This is a genomic window from Micromonospora sp. LA-10, from assembly GCF_051853095.1.
Lineage (GTDB): Bacteria > Actinomycetota > Actinomycetes > Mycobacteriales > Micromonosporaceae > Micromonospora > Micromonospora echinospora_A.
On the sequence record NZ_CP195710.1, the window covers coordinates 4,434,680 to 4,457,406 of the forward strand.

Here is a 22,727-nt window from a genome sequence, read left to right on the forward strand (position 1 = left end):
TTCATGGCGCCCGCTCAGTTGTTCGCAACTGGGCGGGCGCCATGGTCTACCGGCCACGTGTGCGCCGGGTAACATCGGATTCGTTTTATGTAGCCGGGCACATCTGCCCGGACCGGGATCGGACTGTTAGAGTCCGTTCCCAGCCATGGATTCCGGGCACGCCGCCCGGCACACCACCCCGCCCCGCCAGGATTCGTCACCGGCGGCCCGCGTCGCGCAGGAGGAAGAAGTTGCTGTCCGCCTTTCTCAGTGCGTTCCGTACGCCTGACCTGCGCAAGAAGCTGCTGTTCACAGTAGGCATCATCGCGGTCTACCGGCTGGGCGCCACGCTGCCCAGCCCGGGCGTCTCGTACGGCAACGTGCAGAAGTGTCTCGACACCATCCAGGGTGGCAGCACCGGCGTGCTCAACCTGCTGGATCTTTTCTCCGGTGGCGCGCTGCTCCAGCTCTCGGTCTTCGCGCTGGGCATCATGCCCTACATCACCGCGTCGATCATCCTGCAGCTGCTGACGGTGGTGATCCCGCGCCTGGAGCAGCTCCGCAAGGAGGGCCAGGCCGGTCAGGCCAAGATCACGCAGTACACCCGCTACCTGACGCTGGGCCTGGGCGTCCTGCAGGCCTCGGCCTTCGTGGCGCTGGCCCGCTCCGGGCAGCTGTTCAACAACCAGTGCGACCAGTTCCCGATCGTGCCCCAGGGCACCGGCATCCCGGACTGGCTGACGCTGACCATCCTGGTCATGACCATGACCGCCGGCACCGGCGTGGTGATGTGGCTCGGTGAGCTGATCACCGACCGGGGCGTCGGCAACGGCATGTCCGTGCTGATCTTCACCTCGATCGCGGCTCGCCTCCCCAGCGAGGGCTGGAAGATCAAGACCACCAAGGGCTGGGGGATGTTCCTCCTCGTCATCGCCCTGGTGCTCGTGGTCATCACCGCTGTCACGTTCATTGAGCAGGCGCAGCGCCGCATCCCGGTGCAGTACGCCAAGCGCATGATCGGCCGGCGGATGTACGGGGGCACCTCGACCTACATCCCGCTCAAGGTGAACCAGGCCGGCGTCATCCCGGTCATCTTCGCCTCGTCGCTGCTCTACCTGCCGCAGCTCGCGCTCCAGTTCTTCGATCAGAACGACCCGGGCAAGGTCCAGGCGTGGATCCAGAACCACATCGTGAAGGCGAGCGCGCCGGAGCACATCGCGATCTACTTCCTGCTGATCATCTTCTTCACGTACTTCTACGTGTCGATCACGTTCAACCCGACCGAGGTCGCGGACAACATGAAGAAGTACGGCGGCTTCGTGCCGGGCATCCGCCCCGGCAAGCCGACCGCCGAGTACCTCGACTTCATCCTCAGCCGGATCACCCTGCCGGGCGCGCTCTACCTGGGCATCGTCGCGATCCTGCCGAACTTCTTCTTCATCTGGCTGGACAACCAGCAGTTCCAGAACTTCCCGTTCGGCGGCACCGCTGTGCTGATCATGGTCGGCGTCGGTCTGGAGACCGTGAAGCAGATCGAAAGCCAACTCATGCAGCGGAACTACGAAGGGTTCCTGCGGTAGATGCGACTCGTTCTGGTTGGCCCGCCGGGCGCGGGCAAGGGCACACAGGCGGAGTTCATCGCCGCGCACCTCTCGGTGCCGAAGATCTCGACCGGTGACATCTTCCGGGCGAACGTCTCCCAGGGCACGCCCCTGGGAGTCGAGGCCAAGCGGTACATGGACGCCGGCAAGCTGGTCCCGGACGAGGTCACCATCAACATGGTGCGCGACCGGCTCGCCGAGCCGGACGCGAGCGAGGGCTTCCTGCTCGACGGCTTCCCGCGGACCACTCCGCAGGCCGCCGCGCTGGACAAGCTCCTCGCCGACCTCGGCACCGCGCTGGACCTGGTCCTGGAGCTGGTCGTCGACGACGACGAGGTGATCCGGCGACTGTCCGGCCGGCGCACCTGCCGGGGCTGCGGCAAGATCTGGCACGTCGAGTTCGACGCGACCAGTCGGGAGGGCATCTGCGACCGCTGCGGCGCGGAGCTGTTCCAGCGGGACGACGACAAGCCGGAGACCATCGCCGCCCGGCTGCGCGAGTACGCCGAGAAGACCGCGCCGCTGGTCGACTACTACGGCGCCCAGGGCAAGCTGGTCGGCATCGACGCGACCGGCCCGGTGGAGGACGTCACCGTCCGCGCCATAGACGCGCTGCGGTCGTACGGCGGCTGAGGTCCCACCCGCCACCCGGCGGATAGAGTGCGAACAGCGGGGTACGTGCGACGTGCCCCGCTGCTCCGCGTACGCGCGACGAAAGGTAACGCCACCATGCGCCGTCCCCAGCTGGACATCCAGCTGAAGACCCCCGAGCAGATCGAGCTGATGCGGGCCGCCGGTCTGGTCGTGGCCCGTGCCCTGCGCCGGATGCGCGAGGCGGTGGCGCCGGGCGTGTCGACGGCCGACCTGGACGCGATCGCCGAGTCGACGATCCGCGAGGCCGGTGCGGTGCCGTCCTTCAAGGGCTACCACGGCTTCCCGGCGTCGATCTGCTCCTCGGTGAACCAGCAGGTGGTGCACGCCATCCCGTCGCCCCAGCAGGTGCTGCGCGAGGGCGACCTGATCTCGATCGACTGTGGCGCGGTGCTGGACGGCTGGCACGGCGACGCGGCCGTCACGGTGCCGGTCGGCGAGGTCGACCCGGCGCTGCTGCGGATGACTGCGGTGGCCGAGGACGCGATGTGGGCCGGGATCGCGGCGGCGGCGCGCGGGGCGGCCTCGGGCAAGGGCCGGCTCACCGACATCTCCCACGCGGTCGAGAGCGCGGTCCGCAAGGGCGGCCGGTACGGCATCGTCGACGGCTACGGCGGTCACGGCATCGGCACCGAGATGCACCAGGACCCGCACGTGCTCAACCACGGTCGCCCCGGCAAGGGCCCGCGGCTGGTTCCCGGTCTGGCGCTCGCCATCGAGCCGATGATCACCATGGGTTCACCGCGTACCGTCGAGATGGCCGACGGCTGGACCGTGGTGACCCGGGACGGCTCGATGGCGGTGCACGTGGAGCACTCGATGGCGCTGCTGGACGACGGCGTATGGGTGCTCACCGCCGAGGACGGCGGACGGGGCCGCCTGGGCGACCTGGTGACCGCCCGGCAGGCGTCTGTGGACTCTCCGGCGCTCTGAGCCGGTGCCTCGACCCGTCCGGATGACCGGCACACGTCGTGCCGCCTTGGCGATCGGGTGCCATGCTGGTTCCCATGGATGAGCGCAACCGGATGCGGGCGGCCGACGCGGACCGGGAGGCCACCGCGGAGCGGCTTCGGGCCGCGCTGGCCGAGGGTCGGCTCGACCTGGGTGAGTACGACGATCGGCTACGTCAGGCGTACGGGGCGAAGACCTACGGCGAGCTGGACGAGCTGCTGACGGACCTGCCCGGTCCCCGGCCGGCGGAGAGCTCGCTGCCGGCTCCGCGCGCGGCCGGGAAGAGCCGGATCGCCGATCGGGACCGGCCGGCCGTGAGCGCGCGCAACGCCTGGCTGCTGGGGGTGTGGGGGCCGTGGCTGAAGGTGGCCCTGATCCTCACCGCGATCTGGTTCGTCTCCCAGTTGGGTGAGGGCGAGTTCGAGGTCGACGACTACTGGCCGGTCTGGGTGCTCGGCCCGTGGGGCGCCGTGGTGCTCTACCAGACGATCCAGGGGCTGGCTCACGGGGCGCCGGAGAAGGACGCCGAGCGCCGGCGGCACAAGCAGGTCGAGCGCGAGGCGCGCCGCCGGGCGAAGCGGGAGCTGCCGGAGACGTGAGCTGCGTCATATCCGTGTCCTGCGGGTGACGGTTGCGCCGGTCGGTTTGGCGAGCGCGTGCGGGTCGGCGTACACTTTCAGATCGGCGCACAGCGTCCACTCCGCCATGCCCACCCTGCGCTTCGGTGGGAGTCGGAGCCGCGGCTGGCGCGGGTTTCCTGATCTTGGTCAGTTCTCCCGTGTAAGACGTTGTGGGCCGTCCGGAGTAACCGACGTCAGGACAGCGGAGGACATGCCGAAAAAAGACGGAGCCATCGAGATCGAGGGTCGGGTCATCGAGCCCCTGCCGAACGCCATGTTCCGGGTGGAGCTCGCGAACGGTCACAAGGTGCTGGCTCACATCAGCGGCAAGATGCGGCAGCACTACATCCGCATCCTGCCGGAGGACCGGGTCGTCGTCGAACTCTCGCCGTACGACCTGACCCGCGGGCGCATCGTCTACCGCTACAAGTAAGCCTGACGGCGGCCGGGACGTTTCCGTGTCCGTCTTCGACGTCCGGGTCGCGCTGCGTCGCGCCTCCGGGCCAGATGGGAAGTAAGGCAACCGTGAAGGTCAAGCCGAGCGTCAAGAGGATCTGCAACAAGTGCCGGGTGATCCGCCGGCACGGCCGGGTCATGGTCATCTGCACCGACCCGCGCCACAAGCAGCGCCAGGGCTGACGCCCCACACATCACCAACTCGTCCCAGCCGCGGTCGGTGCGCAACGCGTACCCCTCGTGGTTGACCCCCGGTCGGAGGCCGGGGCCCGCTCGGGCAGCGACCCATCCCGGTCGCCGGCGTTCGTCGCCGGAAGGACAGGGACGGTCGGTAGCGGGGTGGGACGGGTCCACACCTCCGCCACACATCACGAGGAGTACGCCCGCACATGGCACGTCTAGTCGGCGTGGATCTCCCCCGCGAGAAGCGGATGGAGATCGCGCTCACCTACATCTTCGGGGTCGGTCGCACCCGCGCCCTGGAGACGCTCGCCGCGACCGGCATCTCGCCGGACAAGCGCGTTCGGGACCTCACGGACGAGGAGCTCGTCGAGCTCCGGAACCACATCGAGGGCAACTACAAGGTTGAAGGCGACCTGCGCCGCGAGGTCGCCGCTGACATCCGCCGCAAGGTCGAGATCGGCTGCTACGCCGGCATCCGGCACCGCCGTGGTCTGCCCGTGCGTGGTCAGCGCACCAAGACCAACGCGCGGACCCGGAAGGGCCCGAAGCGGACCGTGGCCGGCAAGAAGAAGCCCGGCAAGAAGTAACTAGGAGCGCACAGACTTATGCCACCGAAGGCTCGTGCCGGAGCCGCCGTCAAGAAGGTCCGGCGCAAGGAACGCAAGAACGTCGCCCACGGGCAGGCGCACATCAAGAGCACCTTCAACAACACCATCGTGTCCATCACGGACCCGACCGGTGCGGTCATCTCCTGGGCCTCGTCCGGCCAGGTGGGCTTCAAGGGCTCCCGCAAGTCGACTCCGTTCGCCGCGCAGCTCGCCGCCGAGGCCGCCGCGCGCCGCGCGATGGAGCACGGCATGCGCAAGGTCGACGTGTTCGTCAAGGGTCCCGGCTCCGGCCGGGAGACCGCCATCCGTTCGCTGCAGGCAGTGGGCCTCGAGGTCGGGCAGATCTCCGACGTCACGCCGCAGCCGCACAACGGTTGCCGTCCGCCGAAGCGTCGCCGGGTCTGAGAGGTTAGAGAGAGATGGCTCGTTACACCGGTGCTGACTGCCGCCGTTGCCGGCGGGAGAAGATGAAGCTGTTCCTCAAGGGCAGCAAGTGCGATGGCCCGAAGTGCCCGTTCGAGTCCCGGCCGTTCCCGCCCGGGCAGCACGGCCGCGGCCGCACGAAGGAGACGGAGTACCTGCTCCAGCTCCGTGAGAAGCAGAAGGCCCGTCGTGTCTACGGCGTGCTGGAGAAGCAGTTCCGCGGCTACTACGAAGAGGCCGTGAGCAAGGAAGCCAAGACCGGTGAGGTCCTGCTGCAGATCCTCGAGTCGCGGCTGGACAACGTGGTCTACCGGGCCGGCTACGCCAAGTCCCGGGACATGGCCCGTCAGCTGGTCAAGCACGGCCACTTCACGGTGAACGGCAAGAAGGTCGACATCCCGTCGTACCGCGTCAAGGAGCACGACATCGTCGAGGTGCGTGCGAAGAGCAAGGAGCTCACCCCGTTCCTCGTGGCGCAGGGTGAGGCCGGCTCGCGGACCGTTCCGGCGTGGCTGGAGGCGATCCCGAGCCAGATGAAGATCCTCGTGCACTCGCTCCCGGCCCGTCAGGTGATCGACACCCAGGTCCAGGAGCAGCTGATCGTCGAGCTCTACTCCAAGTAAGGGCTCGTTGCGGTGGCCCGTCCTGCGGGGCGGGCCACCGGAACAGTTGTGTCGTGGGCGTCAAATAGCGGGCGCCCCGGAAGAGAAGAGAAAAGATGCTCATCAGCCAGCGACCGTCTCTCTCCGAAGAGTCGATCAACGAGACCCGCTCCCGGTTCACCATCGAGCCGCTGGAGCCCGGCTTCGGCTACACGCTGGGCAACTCGCTTCGGCGTACGCTGCTGTCCTCCATCCCGGGCGCGGCGGTCACCTCGATCAAGATCGACGGTGTGCTGCACGAGTTCACCACGATCCCCGGGGTCAAGGAGGACGTGGTCGAGCTCGTCATGAACATCAAGGAGCTGTGCGTCAGCTCCGAGCACGACGAGCCGGTCAGCATGTACCTGCGCAAGCAGGGCCCGGGCGACGTGACCGCCGGTGACATCCAGCCCCCGGCCGGTGTCTCGGTGCACAACCCGGACCTGAAGCTCGCCACCCTCAACGGCAAGGGCCGGCTCGACATGGAGCTGACCGTCGAGCGGGGTCGCGGCTACGTCACCGCGGCGCAGAACAAGCAGGCGGGCGCCGAGATCGGCCGGATCCCGGTCGACTCGATCTACTCGCCGGTGCTCAAGGTGACGTACCGGGTCGAGGCGACGCGTGTCGAGCAGCGGACCGACTTCGACCGGCTGATCATCGACGTCGAGACCAAGCCGTCGATGGGCCCGCGTACCGCGCTGGCCTCGGCCGGCTCGACGCTGGTGGAGCTGTTCGGGCTCGCCCGTGAGCTGGACGAGACCGCCGAGGGCATCGACATCGGGCCGTCCCCGCAGGACGCCCAGCTGGCGGCCGACCTGGCCCTGCCGATCGAGGAGCTGGACCTGACCGTCCGCTCCTACAACTGCCTCAAGCGCGAGGGCATCAACTCCGTTGGTGAGCTCATCGGGCGTACCGAGGCCGACCTTCTCGACATCCGCAACTTCGGCCAGAAGTCGATCGACGAGGTCAAGATGAAGCTCGCCGGGATGGGCCTGGGGCTGAAGGACTCGGCTCCGAACTTCGACCCGGCGCACGTCGTGGACGCCTTCGGTGAGGCGGACTACGACACCGACGACTACCGCGAGACCGAGCAGCTCTAGTCCGCGCTGCCGCCACACCTGAGGAGCACCAAGCATGCCCACGCCCACCAAGGGCCCCCGCCTCGGCGGCAGCCCCGCGCACGAGCGGCTGATGCTGGCCAACCTGGCCACTGCGCTGTTCCAGCACGGCAAGATCCAGACCACCGAGACGAAGGCCCGGCGGCTCCGTCCGCTGGCCGAGCAGCTCATCACCAAGGCCAAGCGTGGCGACCTCGCCTCGCGCCGCCGGGTGCTGGGCGTCGTCAAGGACAAGGACGTGGTCTACGCCCTGTTCGACCAGATCGCGCCCCGGTACGCCAACCGCAACGGTGGCTACACCCGGATCGTGAAGACCGGTCCGCGCAAGGGTGACGCCGCTCCGATGGCGATCATCGAGCTGGTGGAGGAGCTTCAGGTCGCCGAGCCGAAGGCGAACAAGAAGACCGCCGCCCGCAAGGCCGCGCAGCAGGACAAGGTCGAGGCCCTGGCCCCGGCCGAGGAGAAGCCGCGCTCCAGCGAGGGTGACCAGGACGCCGAGGCTCCGGTCTCCGCGTCGGGTGACACCGCCGCCGCCCGCGAGGACAGCGACGAGGCCACCGAGAACGACAAGGCCTGAGATCAGGCTCGACCGGGCCCGGCATCCCCTCGGGGGTGCCGGGCCCGTCGCCGTCGACAGGAGGTACGAGGTGGACGAGCGGATCCGGCTGCGGCTGGACGTCTCGTACGACGGCACGGACTTCTCCGGCTGGGCGCCCCAGCCGACCCGGCGCACAGTGGCCGGCGTGCTGATGCAGACGCTGGACCTGGTGCTCGGCGCGGGCACGGCGACCGGCCTCACAGTGGCCGGGCGTACCGACGCCGGGGTGCACGCCACCGGGCAGGTCTGCCACCTCGACCTGCCGGACCCGGTGTGGCGGGAGCACGAGGGGCGCCTGCTGCGCCGGCTGGCCCGGCTCCTGCCGCCGGACGTGCGGGTACGCGCCATGACCGAGGTGCCGGGCGACTTCGATGCCCGGTTCTCGGCCACGTTCCGGCGCTACGAGTACCGGGTCACCGACGCCCCGTGGGGCGCCGAGCCGCTGCGCCGCCGGGACACCCTCGCCTGGCCCAAGCCGCTGGACCTGGCGGCGCTGAACGCCTCCGCCGCCGGTCTGGTGGGCGAGCACGACTTCGCCGCGTACTGCCGGCGCAAGGAGAACGCCACCACGCTGCGCGAGGTGACCCGGCTGGACTGGCGGCGCGACCCGGACGGGATCCTGGTCGCCACCGTCCAGGCCGACGCGTTCTGCCAGAACATGGTGCGCAGCCTGGTCGGGGCGATGCTTGTCGCCGGGGACGGGCGGCGGCCGGTCCAGTGGCCGGCCGGTCTGCTGACCCGCCGGGAGCGGTCCAGCGAGGTGACAGTGGCGCCCGCGCACGGCCTGGCGCTGGTCGAGGTGGGCTACCCGGCCGACCCGGCCGGGTACGCCCGCCGCGCCGAGGCGACCCGCCGGTTGCGGGTGCCGGTGGCCGAGGGCTGACCGGAGGTCAGTCGGAGCCCCGCTGACCGCTGTCCTCGGCCGAGTCGGCGTCGGGCTGTCCGGCCGTTCCACTCGCCGCGCGACGGTCGAGCACGCCCCGGTTGAGGTGCAGCTCGATCAGGTCGTACATGATCTCGCGGGCGGTGGCGTCGTCGCTGCCAATGCGTTCCCCGTCGGCGCGGGTGACCAGGCAGAAGGCGACGTAGTGGCCGCGTACCTGCCAGGCGACCCGGGCCGCGGCCCGTTCCACCGCCTCGGTGTCGTCGCCCGCCGCCATGCCACGGAACCGTCCCTGCCGCTGGTCGAGCAGCGGCCGGATGCGGTCGCGTACCCGCTGGGCGGTGGCCACGTCGGTGAGGTTGAACAGGCCGGCGGTGACCAGGTGGTCGCCGTCGGGGGAGCGGAGCGTCCCCCGCACGACCTGGTTGCAGCCGAGCCGGACCAGCAGGTCGGCGATCTCGCCGGTGGCCGCGACCTGGCACTTCGTGCTGGCCTGGGTCTTGAGCACCCGGTAGGCCGGCTTTCCGTCGGTGACCACCAGGTCCTTGGCCGGGAAGACCTCCTTGGCGGTGAGCGTCGCCTGGTCGGTGTCCCGGGAGTCCAGGTCGGTCCCGCCGGACGGGGCGCTCGACTCGCTCGCCTGCGGGGTCGGCTGAGCGGCCGGAGGCGTGGCGGTGCGTTCGTCGAGCAGCGCGGCGACGGCGAGCCCGGTGAGTGAGAGCAGGAGCAGCACCGCGGCGCCACCGACGAGCGCCTGCCAGAACCGGCTGCCGCCGGTACGGCGGTCGGCGCGCCGGGTCCGGGGCAGCTCAGAGACGTCGCCGGCGCGGGTGGTCGGGCTGGCGGGGATCGGCACGGTCTGCCGGGTCGCGGCCGCCGGCACGGGTGCGGGCGCGGGCGGTGCGGGCTGCGGCACCGGGGAAGGCGCCGGGGGTGGCGCGGGCCGTCCCGGTGTCGGGGCCGGGGGCGCCGGGGCCGGGGCGCGGGCGTCGTCGGCCACCTGCTGCCCGTCGGGTCCGGCCGGTGGCAGCGCCTGCTGCTCGGGCGCTCCGGCCGGCGGCAGCGCCGGCTGCGCGGCGGGACGGGCCGGTGGCGGCAGCGACGGCGTGGGGAAGCGGGAGCGCGACGGACCCGCGGGCGGGGGCGTCGTGGCTGCGGGCCCGGTCGGGGCCGACCCGGGCTTCGGGTACTCCAGGAAGGCGTCCTCATCGGACTCGTACCGGTACACCATGTGGCATAGAGTAGGACTGATTGTCCCTTTCAGGGGTAATATCGGGAAATTCTGGCGAAGTGGCGTCCCACTCCGCCCACGACACCGTCGCCGGAACCGTTCCGGCCCGGTGCGACAATGCCGACGTGACCGGCGACCACTACTTCACCGCTGAGCCAACGGCCCCGGCCCGTCCGCGCGAGGTCGAGTTCACAGTCGGCGGACGGGACTACACGCTCGGCTCCGCCGGAGGCGTCTTCTCCGCCGGCCGGCTCGACCCCGGCACCGCCGTGCTGCTGCGCAAGGCCGAACTGCCGCACGCCGACGTCACCGGCGCGCTGCTCGACATCGGCTGCGGCTTCGGCCCGATCACCTGCGTCCTCGCCACGAACGCGCCGAAGGCCACGGTCTGGGCGGTGGACGTCAACGAGCGGGCCCGCGCCCTCACCGCCGCCAACGCGGCCCGGGTCGACGCCGCCGACCGCGTCCACGCCGTCGCGCCCGACGAACTGCCCGACGACGTCACCTTCACCCAGATCTGGTCCAACCCGCCGATCCACATCGGCAAGCCCGAGCTGCACGCCCTGCTGCTGCGCTGGCTGCCGCGGCTCACCCCGGACGGCGTGGCCTGGCTCGTCGTCGCCCGGCACCTCGGCGGCGACTCGCTGCACCGCTGGCTCGTCGAGCAGGGCTGGTCGGTCGAGCGGCACGCCAGCCAGAAGGGCTACCGGGTGCTGCGGGTCACCCGGTAATCCGGTGTCGTCCACCGGCCCCGCTCGGGCAGGATGCCCGCGTGGGATACGTGGACGTGGCAGGGGTCGGGCACATCCTCCCGGACGGACGGGAGCTGTTCGCCGACGTGTCGTTCCGCGTCGGCGAAGGCGCCAAGGTGGCGCTCGTCGGCCCGAACGGCGCCGGCAAGACCACGCTGCTGCGGATGGTCGCCGGTGACCTGCCGGTGAAGACCGGCGCTGTCGCCCGCTCCGGCGGACTCGCCGTGATGCGGCAGTTCATCGGCATGATCGGGGACGAGTCCACGCTCGCCGACCTGGCGCTCTCCCTCGCCCCGCCGGCGCTGCGCGACGCCGGGCGGCGGCTCGCCGAGACCGAGGCGGCCATGCGGGCGGCCGAGGTCCGCGGCAAGTACAGCTCCACCGCCGCCAAGGCCCAGCTCGCGTACGCCGAAGCGCTCGGCGCCTGGGGCGAGACCGGCGGGTACGACGCCGAGGTGCTCTTCGACACCGTCGCCACGATCGTGTTGGACCTGCCCTGGGACAGCGTCCGCGACCGGCCGGTACGCACGCTCTCCGGCGGCCAGCAGAAGCGCTTCGCGCTGGAACTGCTGCTACGCGGCCCGGACGAGGTGCTGCTGCTCGACGAGCCGGACAACTTCCTCGACGTACCCGGCAAACGCTGGCTGGAGGCGCGGCTGCGCGAGTCGGCCAAGTCGGTGCTCTACGTCTCGCACGACCGGGAACTGCTGGCCCAGACCGCCGACCGGGTCGTCGCGGTGGAAGGCGGCAGCGCCTGGGTGCACCCGGGCGGCTTCGCGAGCTGGCACGACGCGCGGGTGGCCCGCCACGCCCGCCTCGACGAGCTGCGCAAACGCTGGGACGAGGAGCACCAGAAGCTGCGCGAGCTGATGCTGATGTACAAGCAGAAGGCCGCGTACAACGACGGGATGGCGTCGCGCTACCAGGCCGCGCAGACCCGGTTGCGCAAGTTCGAGGAGGCCGGGCCGCCGCCCGTACCCCCGAAGGACCAGGACATCCGGATGCGCCTGACCGGCGGGCGGACCGGCAAGCGCGCGGTCATCGCCGAGCAGCTGGAGCTGGACGGCCTGACGTACCCCTTCGACCTGGAACTCTGGTACGGCGACCGGGTCGCGGTGCTCGGCGCGAACGGCACCGGCAAGTCCCACTTCCTGCGCCTGCTGGCCCGGGGCGGCACCGACCCGGAGCCGGGCAACACCCCCGTCGACGGCGCCGCCGCGCTCGCGCCGGTCGCGCACGGCGGCGTGGTCCGGCTCGGCGCGCGCGTGCGTCCCGGGCACTTCTCGCAGACCCACGACCGCCCCGAGCTGATGGCGAAGACGCTGGTCGAGGTGCTGTGGCGCGGCGACGAGCACCGGGCCGGCATGGACCGGCACGCCGCCATGGCGGCGCTGTCCCGGTACGAGCTGGCCGGTCAGGGCGACCAGCGGTTCGGCACGCTCTCCGGCGGCCAGCAGGCCCGCTTCCTGGTGCTGCTGCTGGAGCTGTCCGGGGCGACGCTGCTGCTGCTCGACGAGCCCACCGACAACCTCGACCTGGCCTCGGCCGAGGCGCTGGAAGCCGGGCTGACCGCGTTCGAGGGAACGGTGGTCGCCGTCACCCACGACCGGTGGTTCACCCGTACCTTCGACCGGTTCGTGCTTTTCCGGGGTGACGGCGACGTGGTGGAGACGCCGGAACCGGTCTGGGATGTGGGCTGAGCTGCTACCCGAGGGTGCGCCCCGGGGAGCGGGCATAGGGTGGATCTCGTGAGTGAGATGACCTATCGCCGGCTGGGCGACTCCGGGCTCGTGGTCTCCGTGGTCGGCATCGGCTGCAACAACTTCGGCCGCAAACTCGACCTCGACGGCACCCGGGCGGTCGTGGACGCCGCCCTCGACGCCGGGATCAACTTCTTCGACACCGCCGACATCTACGGTGAGCCGCAGGGCGCTTCCGAGGAACTGCTCGGCCAGGCGCTCAAGGGCCGCCGCGACGACGTGGTGGTGGCCACCAAGTTCGGCATGGACATGCACGGCGCGAACGGGCCGGACCACGACGCCCGGGGCGCCCGCCGCTACATCGCCCGCGCCGTCGAGGCGTCGCTGCGCCGGCTCGGCACCGACCACATCGACCTCTACCAGATGCACGAGCCCGACCCGGGCACCCCGATCGACGAGACGCTCGCCGCGCTCGACGACCTGGTGACCGCCGGCAAGGTCCGCTACCTCGGCAACTCCAACTTCGCCGGCTGGCAGATCGCCGACGCCGACTGGACCGCGTCGTCGCAGGGGCGTACCCGGTTCATCTCCGCGCAGAACCACTATTCGCTGGTGGAGCGCGGAGCGGAGGACGAGGTGATCCCGGCGTGCGAGCGCTTCGGCCTCGGCATGCTGCCGTTCTTCCCGCTCGCCAACGGGCTGCTCACCGGCAAGTACAAGCGGGGCGAGGCGCCCCCGTCGGGCAGCCGCCTGGCCGGTGGCGGCCGGTACGCCGAGCGGCTGGCCGCAGCGCGCTGGGACGTCATCGAGGCGATCGAGGCGTACGCGGCCGAGCGCGGAATCAGCATGCTCCAGGTGGCCATCGGCGGCTTGGCGGCGCGTCCCGCCGTGACGTCGGTGATCGCCGGCGCCACCACCCCCGACCAGGTGAAGGCGAACGCCCAGGCCGGAACATGGCAGCCCACAGAAGAGGACCTGGACGCCCTGGACGCCATCCTCTAACCCCCCACCCCCTCTTCGCGCGCGCCGATCTTGCAGTCGGGGCCCCTCGGATGTCTGGTTCGTGGCATCTGTCGGGGCTGGAACTGCAAGATCGGCGCGCGTTGCGGTGGGACGAACGTTACGGGGGGCTTCCGTACGGGCGGGAGGCGTCGTACGGTAGGCCGCAAGTGACCCACGGGAGCCCGGTGCGGACCGGGCTGAGAGGGGGGCTGGGAGCCCCCGACCGTTGAACCTGATCCGGGTAATGCCGGCGCAGGGAGGAGCGTTGCCGTGCTGTCCCTGGGACGACTGCATCTCATCACCGACACCCGGCCGGGGCGTGACCCGCTCGCGGTGCTGCGTGCCGCCCTGCCGGTGGCCGGCGCCGAACTCGTCGTGCAGGTGCGCGTCGAGGACGACGCGACCGACCGGGAGGCGTACGAGCTGGCCCGGCTGGTGGTCGACGCCTGCCGGCCGTACGGGGCGCGGTGCCTGGTGAACGACCGGCTGCACGTGGCGCTCGCGGTGGACGCCGCCGGTGGCCACGTCGGCGCGGACGACCTGCCGGTGGCCGCCGCGCGCCGGGTGCTCGGCCCGGACGCCGTGCTCGGCGCGACCGCCCGGGAACCGGTGGGTGCCCGCGCGGCCGTGGACGAGGGCGCGAGCTACCTGGGTGTGGGCCCGTGCCACGTCACCACCACCAAGTCCGGCCTGCCGGAACCGATCGGCCCCGAGGGGATACGCGCGGTCGCGGAGGCGGTGACCGTGCCGGTGATCGCGATCGGCGGGGTGACCGCCGCGAGCGTGCCGGCGCTGCGGGCCGCCGGGGCGTACGGGGTGGCGGTGGTCGGCGCGCTCAGCCTGGCCGCCGATCCCGCGCACGCGACCGCCGAGCTGATGCGGGCGCTGACGTGTTAAGAGGGGGCCCTTCCTCTACCGGAGGCGTTAACAGGGGGCCCTTCCTTACCGACGTGGCGGTGGTGGGGGGCGGGCCGATTGGGTGGGCGATCGCGTGGCGGTGCGCGCAGCGCGGACTGCGCGTGGTGGTGCACGACGACCGGCCCGGGTCGGGCGCCTCGTCGGTGGCCGCCGGGATGCTGTCGCCGGTCGCCGAGGCGTACTTCGGTGAGCGCGAGCTGACCGCGTTCCTGGTCGATTCCGCCGCACGCTGGCCCGGTTTCGCGGCCGAGCTGGCCGAGGCGAGCGGCGTCGACATCGGGTACCGCACCGAGGGCACGCTCGTCGTCGGGCTCACCGCCGACGACCTGGCCGAGGCGGGGCGGCTGTGGTCGTACCAACAGGGTCTCGGACTGCCGATCACGCCGCTGCGGCCGTCGGAGCTGCGCGACCGCGAACCGGCGCTGGCGCCGCGTGTGCGCGGCGGCGCGGTGGCCCCCGGCGACCACCAGGTCGACCCGCGCCGGCTGGTCGCCGCGCTGCGCACTGCCGCGGAACGGGCCGGTGTGGAGCTGCGCCCGGCCCGCGTCGGCGCGTTGTCCGAGGTGGACGCCCGGGTCACAGTGGTCGCGGCCGGCTGCGGCGCGGCGGCGCTGACCGGCCTGCCGGTCCGCCCGGTGAAGGGCCAGGTGCTGCGGCTGCGCGCGCCGGGTGGCGGTCCGCCGGGCTTCCGGCACGTGATCCGGGGGTACGCGGACAGCGAGTCGGTCTACCTGGTGCCCCGGGACAGCGGTGAGGTCGTCCTCGGGGCGACAGTCGAGGAGCGCGCGGACACCGAGGTGACCGCCGGTGGCGTGCTGACACTGCTGCGCGCCGCGGCGGAGCTGGTGCCGGAACTCGTCGAGTACGAGCTGGCCGAGGCCGTCGCCGGGTTGCGCCCCGGTACGCCGGACAACGCGCCGATCATCGGGCCGCTGCCCGGGCGACCGGGCGTGCTCGCCGCGACCGGGCACCACCGGCACGGCATCGTGCTCACCCCGGTCACCGCCGACCTGGTCACCGAGCTGATCGTCACCGGCGAGCCGGATCCCGCGCTCGCCCCCTTCACCCCGGACCGCTTCGGGAAGGAGCGCACGTGGAACTGATCGTCAACGGCACCGGCCGGACGCTGCCCGAGGGCGTCACAGTCGCCGAGGTGGTCCGCACCGTCACCGACCGGGAGCGCGGGCTCGCGGTGGCGGTGAACGGCGAGGTGGTGCCGCGCGGCGGCTGGTCGGCGAGCGTGCTGCGCGACGGCGACCGGGTCGAGGTGCTCAGCGCCACCCAGGGCGGGTGAGCAGCATGTCCACGTTGGAGATCGGCGGGGGCGAGTTCGGCTCCCGGCTCATCCTCGGCACCGGCGGCGCGGCGAACCTGCACGTGCTGGAGCAGGCGATCCGGGCCTCCGGCACCGAGCTGGTGACGTTGGCGCTGCGCCGGGTGGACACCACGCCCGGCGGGTCGGGCGGCCTGCTCGACCTGGTGGATCGGTGCGGCGTACGGCTGCTGCCGAACACGGCCGGCTGCCGTACCGCTGTGGAGGCGGTGAAGACGGCGCACCTGGCCCGGGAGGCGTTCGACACCGACTGGGTGAAGCTGGAGGTGATCGGCGACGAGCGCACGCTCCTGCCCGACGGGGTGGAGTTGCTGCGCGCCGCCGAGGAGCTGGTGGCGGACGGGTTCACAGTGCTGCCGTACACGTCGGACGATCCGGTGCTCGCGCGGCGGCTGGCGGACGTGGGCTGCGCGGCGGTGATGCCGGCCGGGTCGCCGATCGGCTCCGGGCTGGGCATCGGCAATCCGCACCACATCCGGCTGATCCGGCAGGCCGTCGACGTGCCGGTGGTGCTCGACGCGGGCATCGGCACCGCCTCCGACGCGGCGCTCGCGATGGAGCTGGGCTGCGACGCGGTGCTGCTCGCCAGCGCCGTGACCCGGGCCGCCGACCCGGTGGCGATGGCCACGGCGATGCGGTACGCGGTCGAGGCGGGCCGCCTGGCGTACGGCGCGGGCCGCATCACCCGCCGCTTCCACGCCCAGGCGTCCACCCCGGACGACGGACGACCCGACCTGTGACCGCCGCCCACGTCGCCGCTCCCGGCGTCCGCACCCCCGTCGCGGGCGATCTTGGTACGAAGTCGCCCCTGGGAGGGCGGCCGCGTACCAAGATCCCCCGAGGGCCGACCGGGATCGTGGTGTTGACCGATCGGCGGGTGGCTCGGGGGGCGCTCGTCGACGTGGTGGCGGGGGCCGTGGGTGGGGGAGTGCGGTGGGTGGTGCTGCGGGAGAAGGATCTGCCGCGCGCCGAACGCCTCGCCCTCGCCGTCGAGCTGCGCGCGATCCTCGCCGAGGCGGGCGGCACGCTCGTCGTCGCCGGACCCGATCCGCTCGACGGGGACGCGGTGCACCTGCCGGCCGCCGGCCCGTACCCGCCGCCCGCCGTCGGGCTCGTCGGCCGCTCCTGCCACGACACCGCCGAGCTGGCCCGGCTCACCACCGAGCACTACGCCACGCTGTCCCCGGTCTACGAGACGAGAACCAAACCCGGCTACGGCCCACCCCTGCACCCCGACGGCCTACGCGAGCTGATCGCGGTCAGCCCCGTGCCGGTGCTGGCACTGGGCGGCATCGAAACCACAGCTCAGGTCACCGCATGCGTAGAGGCAGGCGCAACAGGAGTAGCAGTCCTGGGCGCGATGATGCGCGCGGATGACCCGAGAGAAACCGCCACCACGCTGGGCAGAGCTTTCGAAGAGGCGGCCACCCGTGTGGCGCGCCCCCACCCGGCAGACACCGACGGAGGCCCGCACGCGACAGGGCGGCGGCCGACCGTGCCCACGGAGGGATCAAGCCTGACCGCCCGGAGTGGGCACGGTCGGCCGCAGCCCCAACCGCAACCACCGTCGGCCGCAGCCTTCACAGCAACCACCGGAGAAGACAAGTGACGCCGAGAACAGTTCTCACAGTGGCAGGATCCGACTCCGGAGCAGGAGCAGGCATCCAGGCCGACCTCAAGACGTTCGCCGCGCTCGGGGCGTACGGCACCAGCGTGCTCACCGCCGTCACCGCGCAGAGCACCAGGGGCGTGGACGCCGTACTGCCGCTGCCGCCGCAGACCGTGCGCGAGCAGATGGACAGCGTGCTCGGCGACTTCGACGTCCGCGCCGTGAAGACCGGAATGCTCGGCACCCCTGCGGTCGCCGACGCGGTGGCCGAGGCGGCCCGCGCCGGGCGCCTGCCGCACCTGGTCGTCGACCCGGTGCTGGTCGCCACCAGTGGACACCGGCTCGGCGTGGTGGAGGCGGTCGAGCGGCTCCTGCCGTACGCGGAAGTGGCGACACCGAACTGCGCGGAGGCCGCGGCCCTCACCGGAGGCCCGGTGGGCACCGTCGAGGAAATGGTGGCAGCGGCCGAGGCGCTGGCGGCGCGCGGCCCGGCGTTCGTGGTGGTGACCGGCGGCGACGTGGACGACGACGGCGAGTCGGTCGACGTGCTGGCCGGTGGCGGGACGACGCGCCTGCTGCGCGCGCCCCGGGTGGACACCCGGCACAACCACGGCACCGGCTGCTCGTTCTCGGCCGCCGTCGCGGTCCGGCTCGCCGCGGGCGACGCGGTGCCGGTCGCGGTGGAGGCCGCCAAGGAGTACGTCACCCGCGCGCTGACCGGCGCGCGGACCTGGGAGCTGGGCGCGGGACGCGGCCCGCTGGACCACTTCGGCTGGTCCGCATGAGCGACAGGGAGGCTCACATGCAGGCACGTCGCAAGGTGTACGTGGAAGGGTCACGCCCGTACATCCGGGTGCCGTTCGCCGAGGTGCCGCTGACCGGGGACAACCCGCCGGTACGGCTCTACGACACCTCCGGTCCCGGCTCCGACCCGGAGGTGGGGCTGCCCGCGCTGCGCGGGCCGTGGATCGCCGAGCGCGGCGACGTCGCCCCGGTATGCGGCGCCGGCACGCCGCTGGCCGGAACCCGTCCGACTCAGCTCGCGTACGCGCGGGCCGGGATCGTCACGCCGGAGATGGAGTTCGTGGCGATCCGGGAGTCGGTGTCGCCCGAGTTGGTGCGGGACGAGATCGCCGCCGGGCGGGCCGTGCTGCCGCTCAACGTCAACCACCCGGAGTGCGAGCCGGCCATCATCGGCAAGGCGTTCCTGGTCAAGGTCAACGCGAACATCGGCACCTCGGCTGTCACCTCGTCGGTGGCCGAGGAGGTGGAGAAGCTGACCTGGGCGACCCGGTGGGGCGCGGACACCGTGATGGACCTGTCCACCGGCAAGCGCATCCACGAGACGCGCGAGGCGATCGTGCGGAACTCGCCGGTGCCGATCGGCACGGTGCCGATCTACCAGGCGCTGGAGAAGGTCGGCGGCGACCCGGTGAAGCTGAGCTGGGAGGTGTTCCGCGAGACCGTCGTCGAGCAGGCGGAACAGGGCGTCGACTACATGACGGTGCACGCCGGGGTGCTGCTGCCGTACGTGCCGCTGGCGGTGGACCGGGTCACGGGCATCGTGTCCCGGGGCGGCTCGATCATGGCGGCCTGGTGCCTGGCGCACCATGAGGAGAACTTCCTCTACACGAACTTCGCCGAGCTGTGCGAGATCCTCGCCCGGTACGACGTGACGTTCTCCCTCGGCGACGGCCTGCGGCCCGGCTCCATCGCCGACGCCAACGACGAGGCGCAGTTCGCCGAGCTGCGCACGCTCGGGGAGCTGACGAAGATCGCCTGGGAGCACGACGTCCAGGTGATGATCGAGGGCCCCGGGCACGTGCCGATGCACAAGATCAAGGAGAACGTGGACCTCCAGCAGGAGTGGTGCCACGAGGCGCCGTTCTACACGCTCGGGCCGCTGACCACCGACATCGCGCCCGCGTACGACCACATCACCTCCGCGATCGGCGCGGCGATGATCGGCATGTTCGGCACCGCCATGCTCTGCTACGTCACCCCGAAGGAGCACCTCGGGCTGCCGGACCGCGACGACGTGAAGGCGGGCGTGATCGCGTACAAGATCGCGGCGCACGCGGCCGACCTGGCCAAGGGGCACCCCGGCGCGCAAGCGTGGGACGACGCGCTCTCGAAGGCCCGGTTCGAGTTCCGCTGGGAGGACCAGTTCAACCTGGCGCTCGACCCGGAGACCGCGCGGTCGTACCACGACGCGACGCTGCCCGCCGAACCCGCGAAGACCGCGCACTTCTGCTCGATGTGCGGCCCGAAGTTCTGCTCCATGAAGATCACGCAGGAGCTGAAGGAGTACGCGGCGCGGGGCATGCGCGGAAAGTCGGAGGAGTTCGTCGCCGGCGGCTCACGGGTCTACCTGCCACTGGCGTGAGCGGGGGCCGGGGCGGGCTGTCCATGCCCGCCCCGGCCGACTCTCAGGCGCGGTGGTGCCGCCCGGTACGCAGCGAGCGGGCGTCGTCGGCGTTGTCGTCCGAGGCGAGACCGGCCACCCAGTCCACGTACTCGTCGTCGGCCGCGTCGACGGGCTCGGCCGTACGCTCCGCCGGCTCCGGTTCCTCCTTCGCCCGGTTGCGCCGGAACAGGCCGCGCCGGGCCTTCGGCTTCCCGGCGGGCGCGTCGGCGTCGTCCGGCCCGGCGTGCCGCCCGCGTCGCGTACCGGGGTCCGGCTCGCCGGTCCCGGATGCCGCCTCGGGCAGCGCCGCACCCGCCGGTACGGCGGTCTCCGGCTCCGGCCACTGGACCGGCCCGGCCGGGCGGGCGTTCGTGGCGAGCGCGTCCCATCCGCTGCTCGCGCCCGGCTCGGGCAGACCCCGGTGGCGGGGACGCGGCGTCGGCTCGGCCGGGGCGGTCGTCTCGTCGCCGTCCCGCGTCGGCGCGTCCGGTCCGCTGGTGACGCGGTGCGGGCGGGCGGCCGGGGTGATCGGCCAGGCCGGGCGTACGTCGCCCGCCTGCCCGCCGGCGTCCTCGAACATCGGGAACCGTGGCCGGGGCGATGTGGCCGGCGCCGGGTCGTCGAAGAAGAAGCCGCGGGTGGGGCGCTCTGCGGGCGGTGCGACGTCGCCGGTGGGGGAGCCGAGGTCGGCGTTTCCAGCGGCATCCGGGGCGGGACCGGTCTGGCTCCCCGTCGCGGGCGGGCGGGCGTCGGCCGGGGCGGACTCGGGTGAGTCCGTGCCGGTGTCGCGCTGCCCGGCCTTCGGGGCGCGGGTGCGCCGGGCCCGGGTGGCGCGGCCGGTCCCGGTGTCGGCGGTCCCGGCGGCCTCGGCCGGCGGTTCGCCGGGGGTCTTGCTGCCCGGGGCGTCCCCTGGGAGGACCGGCCCGGGCGTGACCGCTGCGGCGGGCTTGTGCGCGCCGTCGGACGCGATCGGCCCGTCGGGCGTGACCGCTGCGGTGGGAGTGTGCCTGCCGTCGGAGGTGACCGTCCCGGTGGACGTGGCGGATCCGGCGGGGCCGCTGTCCGTACGCGGGCCGGGAACGTGGCTCTGCTCGTCGGTGCCGCCGACGGCGGCCGGGGACGCGGCCCCGGCGGTGCGGGACGCGGTGGTGCCGTCGGCCGGTGCGGCCTCGGTGGCGCGGGCGCGGGTCCGGCGCGGCCGGGTCACCCGTGGCGTGGTCGCCGCCGGTTCCGGGGCGGGTTCGGATGCCGCCTCGGCCGTCTTCGCCGCATCAGCGGTCCCGGCCGTGGCGCTGCGATCCGGCTCGGGCGTGCCGGTGGCGGCCGGACCGCCGACGGGGGCCGCGGGCGGGTCCGCCTTCTCCGGTCCGCTCGACACGGCTCCGGCGGCGAGGACGCCCGGCGTGCCGGCGGCCGGTCCGTTCGCGGCCGGTCCGGTGGAGGTCGGTTCGACGGACGTAGCACCGGTCACCGGCCCGGACACGCCGGCTGCGGGCTCGGGCCCGGCGGGGTCCGCCGCCTGGCCGGTGGCTGCCGCCTGGCCCGTCGCCGCCCGGTCGGCAGTCCCGTCGACGGTGTCCGCGCCGGGCGATGCGAGGTCTGTAGCCGGGTACGGGTCGGGACGGCCGGCGGCGAGGACGTCGATGGCCGAGGTCCGTCGCCCCGGGGGCAACAGCCCTGGCATGGGCTGGCCGTGGGTCGGGTCGGTGGTGGGCCGGTCGCCCGGCGCCGCTTCGCCGAGGGCACGCCGGCCCGCGCCGGGCCGGCTCGTGCCGGCGGGCTGATCGGCGGCCGAAAGGTCGGCGCCGCCCGGCGCGGCCGTGGCCGGTAGCTCGGCGCTGCTGAGCGCGGCTGTGGCCGGTAGCTCGGCGCTGCTGAGCGCGGCTGTGGCCGGTAGCTCGGCGCTGCTGAGCGCGGCTGTGGCCGGTAGCTCGGCGCTGCTGAGCGCGGCTGTGGCCGGCAGGTCGGCGCTGCCCAGTGCGGCCGTGGCGGGAAGCTCAGTACCGCCCGGCGCGGCCGGAGTCGCGGCCGAACCGCCGGCCTCCGGCCAGGTCCAGTGCGCCGGGGCGGCGGCGCCGCTGGTCACCGAAGGCGTGAGCGCGGCGCCCGGCGACGACGCGGCGGACGACGGCGGCAGCGGCGCGAGGATGTCGGTGGCCTCGACGGCATCGGGATCGCCACCGGCGGTGACCGGCCGGGGCAGCATCGTGGTGGCGGTCGAGCCGAGCGCCCCGGCGACGACAGCGATCAGCGCGCCGTAGTAGGGCGCGACCTGGTACCTGTCGGTCGCCGCGCCGGGACCGGCGGTCAGGTAGGCGAACGCGACGAGCACCGGACCGGCCGCACCGGCCGCGCCACCGACCAGCGGCGGCCACCCGGCGCGACGGGCCAGCACGCCGACCGCGCCGCCGGCGAGCAGGGCCAGTGTGGGCAGCAGCAGCATGGACAGGCGCTGCGCGGCCGCCGCATCCAGCCAGGACGGTTCGAGTACACCGAGCCGGACGGTGGCCAGCGGACGGTCCGAGACGATCGTGGGCGCGACGGACAGCAGTGCCAGCAGCCAGACGATCCCGGCGGTGATCGCCACGCCCCAGCCGAACGGCGGCTTCAGCAGTACGGCGATCGCCGCGCCGGCCCCGACCACCGCGCCGAGCGCGGCGCAGACGCCGGCGGCCCAGACCGGGTCGACGGACCCGGCCAGCTCGGCCGCGCGTGCCGGTTGCATGCACAGCGGGGCGACCACTGTCGCGCCCAGCGCGCTGACGCCGGCGACGGAGAGCAGTTCGGTGGTGCCGCCGGGGAGGTCGTCGCGGCGGGCGAAGCGCTCGGTGAGGACGGCTCCGGCGACCGTGGCGACCACGGCGAACCAGCCCACCCAGACGAGCTGGGCGGGCCACCGGTTCACCGAGGCGTCGACGAACGCGCCGTCGAGGCGGACGACTCCGAAGCCGTACGCGATGCCCAACTGGCCGGCCCCGGCCAGTACGCTCACTCCGAGCGCCGTGAGCAGCAGCCTGCCCCACGTCCGAAAGGCCATGTCCGGCACGTTACGGCCCGGTGCCC

Annotated in this window: 24 protein-coding genes and 1 riboswitch; of the genes, 22 read left to right on the forward strand and 2 right to left on the reverse strand. The window is 72.7% G+C overall.

All coding sequences use genetic code 11. The features are described from left to right. The first annotated feature begins 230 nt into the window (after positions 1 to 230). From secY to truA, 12 genes are all read left to right on the forward strand, one after another. Entirely contained in the window at positions 231 to 1,559 is a 1,329-nt protein-coding gene (gene secY, locus ACSDG8_RS21025; protein ID WP_073828939.1) for a preprotein translocase subunit SecY, read from the forward strand. Then, entirely contained in the window at positions 1,560 to 2,213 is a 654-nt protein-coding gene (locus tag ACSDG8_RS21030) for an adenylate kinase (protein ID WP_030501603.1), read from the forward strand. 96 nt (positions 2,214 to 2,309) lie between these two features. Beyond that, positions 2,310 to 3,164, forward strand: coding sequence for a type I methionyl aminopeptidase (gene map, locus ACSDG8_RS21035; RefSeq protein WP_210942528.1), 855 nt, complete (start codon positions 2,310 to 2,312; stop codon positions 3,162 to 3,164). A 92-nt stretch (positions 3,165 to 3,256) separates the two neighbouring features. Further along, complete coding sequence (locus ACSDG8_RS21040; protein ID WP_210899248.1) at positions 3,257 to 3,781, forward strand: DUF1707 SHOCT-like domain-containing protein; 525 nt, start codon at positions 3,257 to 3,259, stop codon at positions 3,779 to 3,781. A gap of 232 nt (positions 3,782 to 4,013) precedes the next feature. After that, the gene (gene infA, locus ACSDG8_RS21045) at positions 4,014 to 4,235 is read left to right on the forward strand and encodes a translation initiation factor IF-1 (protein ID WP_007073013.1); all 222 of its coding nucleotides are present in this window, start codon (positions 4,014 to 4,016) and stop codon (positions 4,233 to 4,235) included. Positions 4,236 to 4,327: 92 nt separating this feature from the next. Continuing rightward, positions 4,328 to 4,441, forward strand: coding sequence for a 50S ribosomal protein L36 (gene rpmJ / locus ACSDG8_RS21050; RefSeq protein WP_012184307.1), 114 nt, complete (start codon positions 4,328 to 4,330; stop codon positions 4,439 to 4,441). 206 nt (positions 4,442 to 4,647) lie between these two features. Beyond that, positions 4,648 to 5,028 carry a 30S ribosomal protein S13 gene (rpsM, locus tag ACSDG8_RS21055; RefSeq protein WP_013288614.1) on the forward strand — a complete coding sequence of 127 codons (381 nt, stop codon included), beginning with the start codon at positions 4,648 to 4,650 and terminating at the stop codon, positions 5,026 to 5,028. An 18-nt stretch (positions 5,029 to 5,046) separates the two neighbouring features. Next, complete coding sequence (gene rpsK, locus ACSDG8_RS21060) at positions 5,047 to 5,454, forward strand: 30S ribosomal protein S11 (protein ID WP_013288613.1); 408 nt, start codon at positions 5,047 to 5,049, stop codon at positions 5,452 to 5,454. A 14-nt stretch (positions 5,455 to 5,468) separates the two neighbouring features. Then, positions 5,469 to 6,095 carry a 30S ribosomal protein S4 gene (gene rpsD, locus ACSDG8_RS21065; protein ID WP_073828936.1) on the forward strand — a complete coding sequence of 209 codons (627 nt, stop codon included), beginning with the start codon at positions 5,469 to 5,471 and terminating at the stop codon, positions 6,093 to 6,095. Positions 6,096 to 6,190: 95 nt separating this feature from the next. After that, on the forward strand, positions 6,191 to 7,213 hold the full coding sequence (locus ACSDG8_RS21070; RefSeq protein ID WP_007073009.1) for a DNA-directed RNA polymerase subunit alpha: 1,023 nt from the start codon (positions 6,191 to 6,193) through the stop codon (positions 7,211 to 7,213). A gap of 34 nt (positions 7,214 to 7,247) precedes the next feature. Next, on the forward strand, positions 7,248 to 7,808 hold the full coding sequence (gene rplQ / locus ACSDG8_RS21075) for a 50S ribosomal protein L17 (RefSeq protein ID WP_030501600.1): 561 nt from the start codon (positions 7,248 to 7,250) through the stop codon (positions 7,806 to 7,808). A gap of 70 nt (positions 7,809 to 7,878) precedes the next feature. Then, positions 7,879 to 8,712, forward strand: coding sequence for a tRNA pseudouridine(38-40) synthase TruA (gene truA, locus ACSDG8_RS21080; RefSeq protein WP_210942527.1), 834 nt, complete (start codon positions 7,879 to 7,881; stop codon positions 8,710 to 8,712). A gap of 7 nt (positions 8,713 to 8,719) precedes the next feature. Here the strand turns inward: truA and ACSDG8_RS21085 are convergent, their stop codons facing one another. Continuing rightward, the gene (locus tag ACSDG8_RS21085) at positions 8,720 to 9,943 is read right to left on the reverse strand and encodes a hypothetical protein (RefSeq protein WP_247679762.1); all 1,224 of its coding nucleotides are present in this window, start codon (positions 9,941 to 9,943) and stop codon (positions 8,720 to 8,722) included. A 125-nt stretch (positions 9,944 to 10,068) separates the two neighbouring features. Between ACSDG8_RS21085 and ACSDG8_RS21090 the strand changes: the two genes are divergently transcribed. From ACSDG8_RS21090 to thiC, 10 genes are all read left to right on the forward strand, one after another. Next, positions 10,069 to 10,674, forward strand: coding sequence for a class I SAM-dependent methyltransferase (locus ACSDG8_RS21090; protein ID WP_210900642.1), 606 nt, complete (start codon positions 10,069 to 10,071; stop codon positions 10,672 to 10,674). A 41-nt stretch (positions 10,675 to 10,715) separates the two neighbouring features. Next, positions 10,716 to 12,395, forward strand: coding sequence for an ABC-F family ATP-binding cassette domain-containing protein (locus ACSDG8_RS21095; protein ID WP_210942526.1), 1,680 nt, complete (start codon positions 10,716 to 10,718; stop codon positions 12,393 to 12,395). 39 nt (positions 12,396 to 12,434) lie between these two features. Next, positions 12,435 to 13,397 carry an aldo/keto reductase gene (locus tag ACSDG8_RS21100; RefSeq protein WP_439427169.1) on the forward strand — a complete coding sequence of 321 codons (963 nt, stop codon included), beginning with the start codon at positions 12,435 to 12,437 and terminating at the stop codon, positions 13,395 to 13,397. A 164-nt stretch (positions 13,398 to 13,561) separates the two neighbouring features. Beyond that, a riboswitch (TPP riboswitch) is annotated at positions 13,562 to 13,673 on the forward strand. Continuing rightward, positions 13,668 to 14,294: a thiamine phosphate synthase gene (gene thiE / locus ACSDG8_RS21105; protein WP_210900265.1), complete on the forward strand. Its 627-nt coding sequence runs from the start codon at positions 13,668 to 13,670 to the stop codon at positions 14,292 to 14,294. Its footprint overlaps the riboswitch before it by 6 nt. Further along, entirely contained in the window at positions 14,288 to 15,418 is a 1,131-nt protein-coding gene (gene thiO, locus ACSDG8_RS21110; protein WP_210900264.1) for a glycine oxidase ThiO, read from the forward strand. Before thiE ends, thiO begins: the two co-directional genes overlap by 7 nt. Then, entirely contained in the window at positions 15,409 to 15,609 is a 201-nt protein-coding gene (thiS, locus tag ACSDG8_RS21115) for a sulfur carrier protein ThiS (protein WP_013288601.1), read from the forward strand. The genes thiO and thiS overlap by 10 nt, the downstream gene beginning before the upstream one ends. 5 nt (positions 15,610 to 15,614) lie before the next feature. Next, positions 15,615 to 16,388: a thiazole synthase gene (locus ACSDG8_RS21120; protein WP_210900261.1), complete on the forward strand. Its 774-nt coding sequence runs from the start codon at positions 15,615 to 15,617 to the stop codon at positions 16,386 to 16,388. 68 nt (positions 16,389 to 16,456) lie between these two features. Further along, positions 16,457 to 17,257 carry a thiamine phosphate synthase gene (locus ACSDG8_RS21125; protein WP_210942590.1) on the forward strand — a complete coding sequence of 267 codons (801 nt, stop codon included), beginning with the start codon at positions 16,457 to 16,459 and terminating at the stop codon, positions 17,255 to 17,257. Next, on the forward strand, positions 17,254 to 18,042 hold the full coding sequence (gene thiD, locus ACSDG8_RS21130) for a bifunctional hydroxymethylpyrimidine kinase/phosphomethylpyrimidine kinase (protein WP_210900259.1): 789 nt from the start codon (positions 17,254 to 17,256) through the stop codon (positions 18,040 to 18,042). Before ACSDG8_RS21125 ends, thiD begins: the two co-directional genes overlap by 4 nt. 17 nt (positions 18,043 to 18,059) lie before the next feature. Further along, a complete protein-coding gene (gene thiC / locus ACSDG8_RS21135; RefSeq protein WP_210942525.1) occupies positions 18,060 to 19,643 on the forward strand; it encodes a phosphomethylpyrimidine synthase ThiC in 1,584 nt (527 codons plus the stop codon). Positions 19,644 to 19,686: 43 nt separating this feature from the next. On the opposite strand, the gene ACSDG8_RS21140 is transcribed toward thiC, so the two are convergent. Next, positions 19,687 to 22,701 carry a hypothetical protein gene (locus ACSDG8_RS21140; RefSeq protein ID WP_210900255.1) on the reverse strand — a complete coding sequence of 1,005 codons (3,015 nt, stop codon included), beginning with the start codon at positions 22,699 to 22,701 and terminating at the stop codon, positions 19,687 to 19,689. Positions 22,702 to 22,727 lie beyond the last annotated feature (26 nt).

Coding starts and splice junctions, on each gene's coding strand:
- ACSDG8_RS21070 (WP_007073009.1), top strand. CDS start 6,191: ATGCTCATCAGCCAGCGACCGTCTCTCTCCGAAGAGTCGATCAACGAG.
- ACSDG8_RS21040 (WP_210899248.1), top strand. CDS start 3,257: ATGCGGGCGGCCGACGCGGACCGGGAGGCCACCGCGGAGCGGCTTCGG.
- map (WP_210942528.1), top strand. CDS start 2,310: ATGCGCCGTCCCCAGCTGGACATCCAGCTGAAGACCCCCGAGCAGATC.
- ACSDG8_RS21030 (WP_030501603.1), top strand. CDS start 1,560: ATGCGACTCGTTCTGGTTGGCCCGCCGGGCGCGGGCAAGGGCACACAG.
- rpsM (WP_013288614.1), top strand. CDS start 4,648: ATGGCACGTCTAGTCGGCGTGGATCTCCCCCGCGAGAAGCGGATGGAG.
- thiC (WP_210942525.1), top strand. CDS start 18,060: ATGCAGGCACGTCGCAAGGTGTACGTGGAAGGGTCACGCCCGTACATC.
- infA (WP_007073013.1), top strand. CDS start 4,014: ATGCCGAAAAAAGACGGAGCCATCGAGATCGAGGGTCGGGTCATCGAG.
- ACSDG8_RS21085 (WP_247679762.1), bottom strand. CDS start 9,943: ATGGTGTACCGGTACGAGTCCGATGAGGACGCCTTCCTGGAGTACCCG.
- ACSDG8_RS21120 (WP_210900261.1), top strand. CDS start 15,615: ATGTCCACGTTGGAGATCGGCGGGGGCGAGTTCGGCTCCCGGCTCATC.
- rpsD (WP_073828936.1), top strand. CDS start 5,469: ATGGCTCGTTACACCGGTGCTGACTGCCGCCGTTGCCGGCGGGAGAAG.
- rplQ (WP_030501600.1), top strand. CDS start 7,248: ATGCCCACGCCCACCAAGGGCCCCCGCCTCGGCGGCAGCCCCGCGCAC.
- ACSDG8_RS21140 (WP_210900255.1), bottom strand. CDS start 22,701: ATGGCCTTTCGGACGTGGGGCAGGCTGCTGCTCACGGCGCTCGGAGTG.
- rpsK (WP_013288613.1), top strand. CDS start 5,047: ATGCCACCGAAGGCTCGTGCCGGAGCCGCCGTCAAGAAGGTCCGGCGC.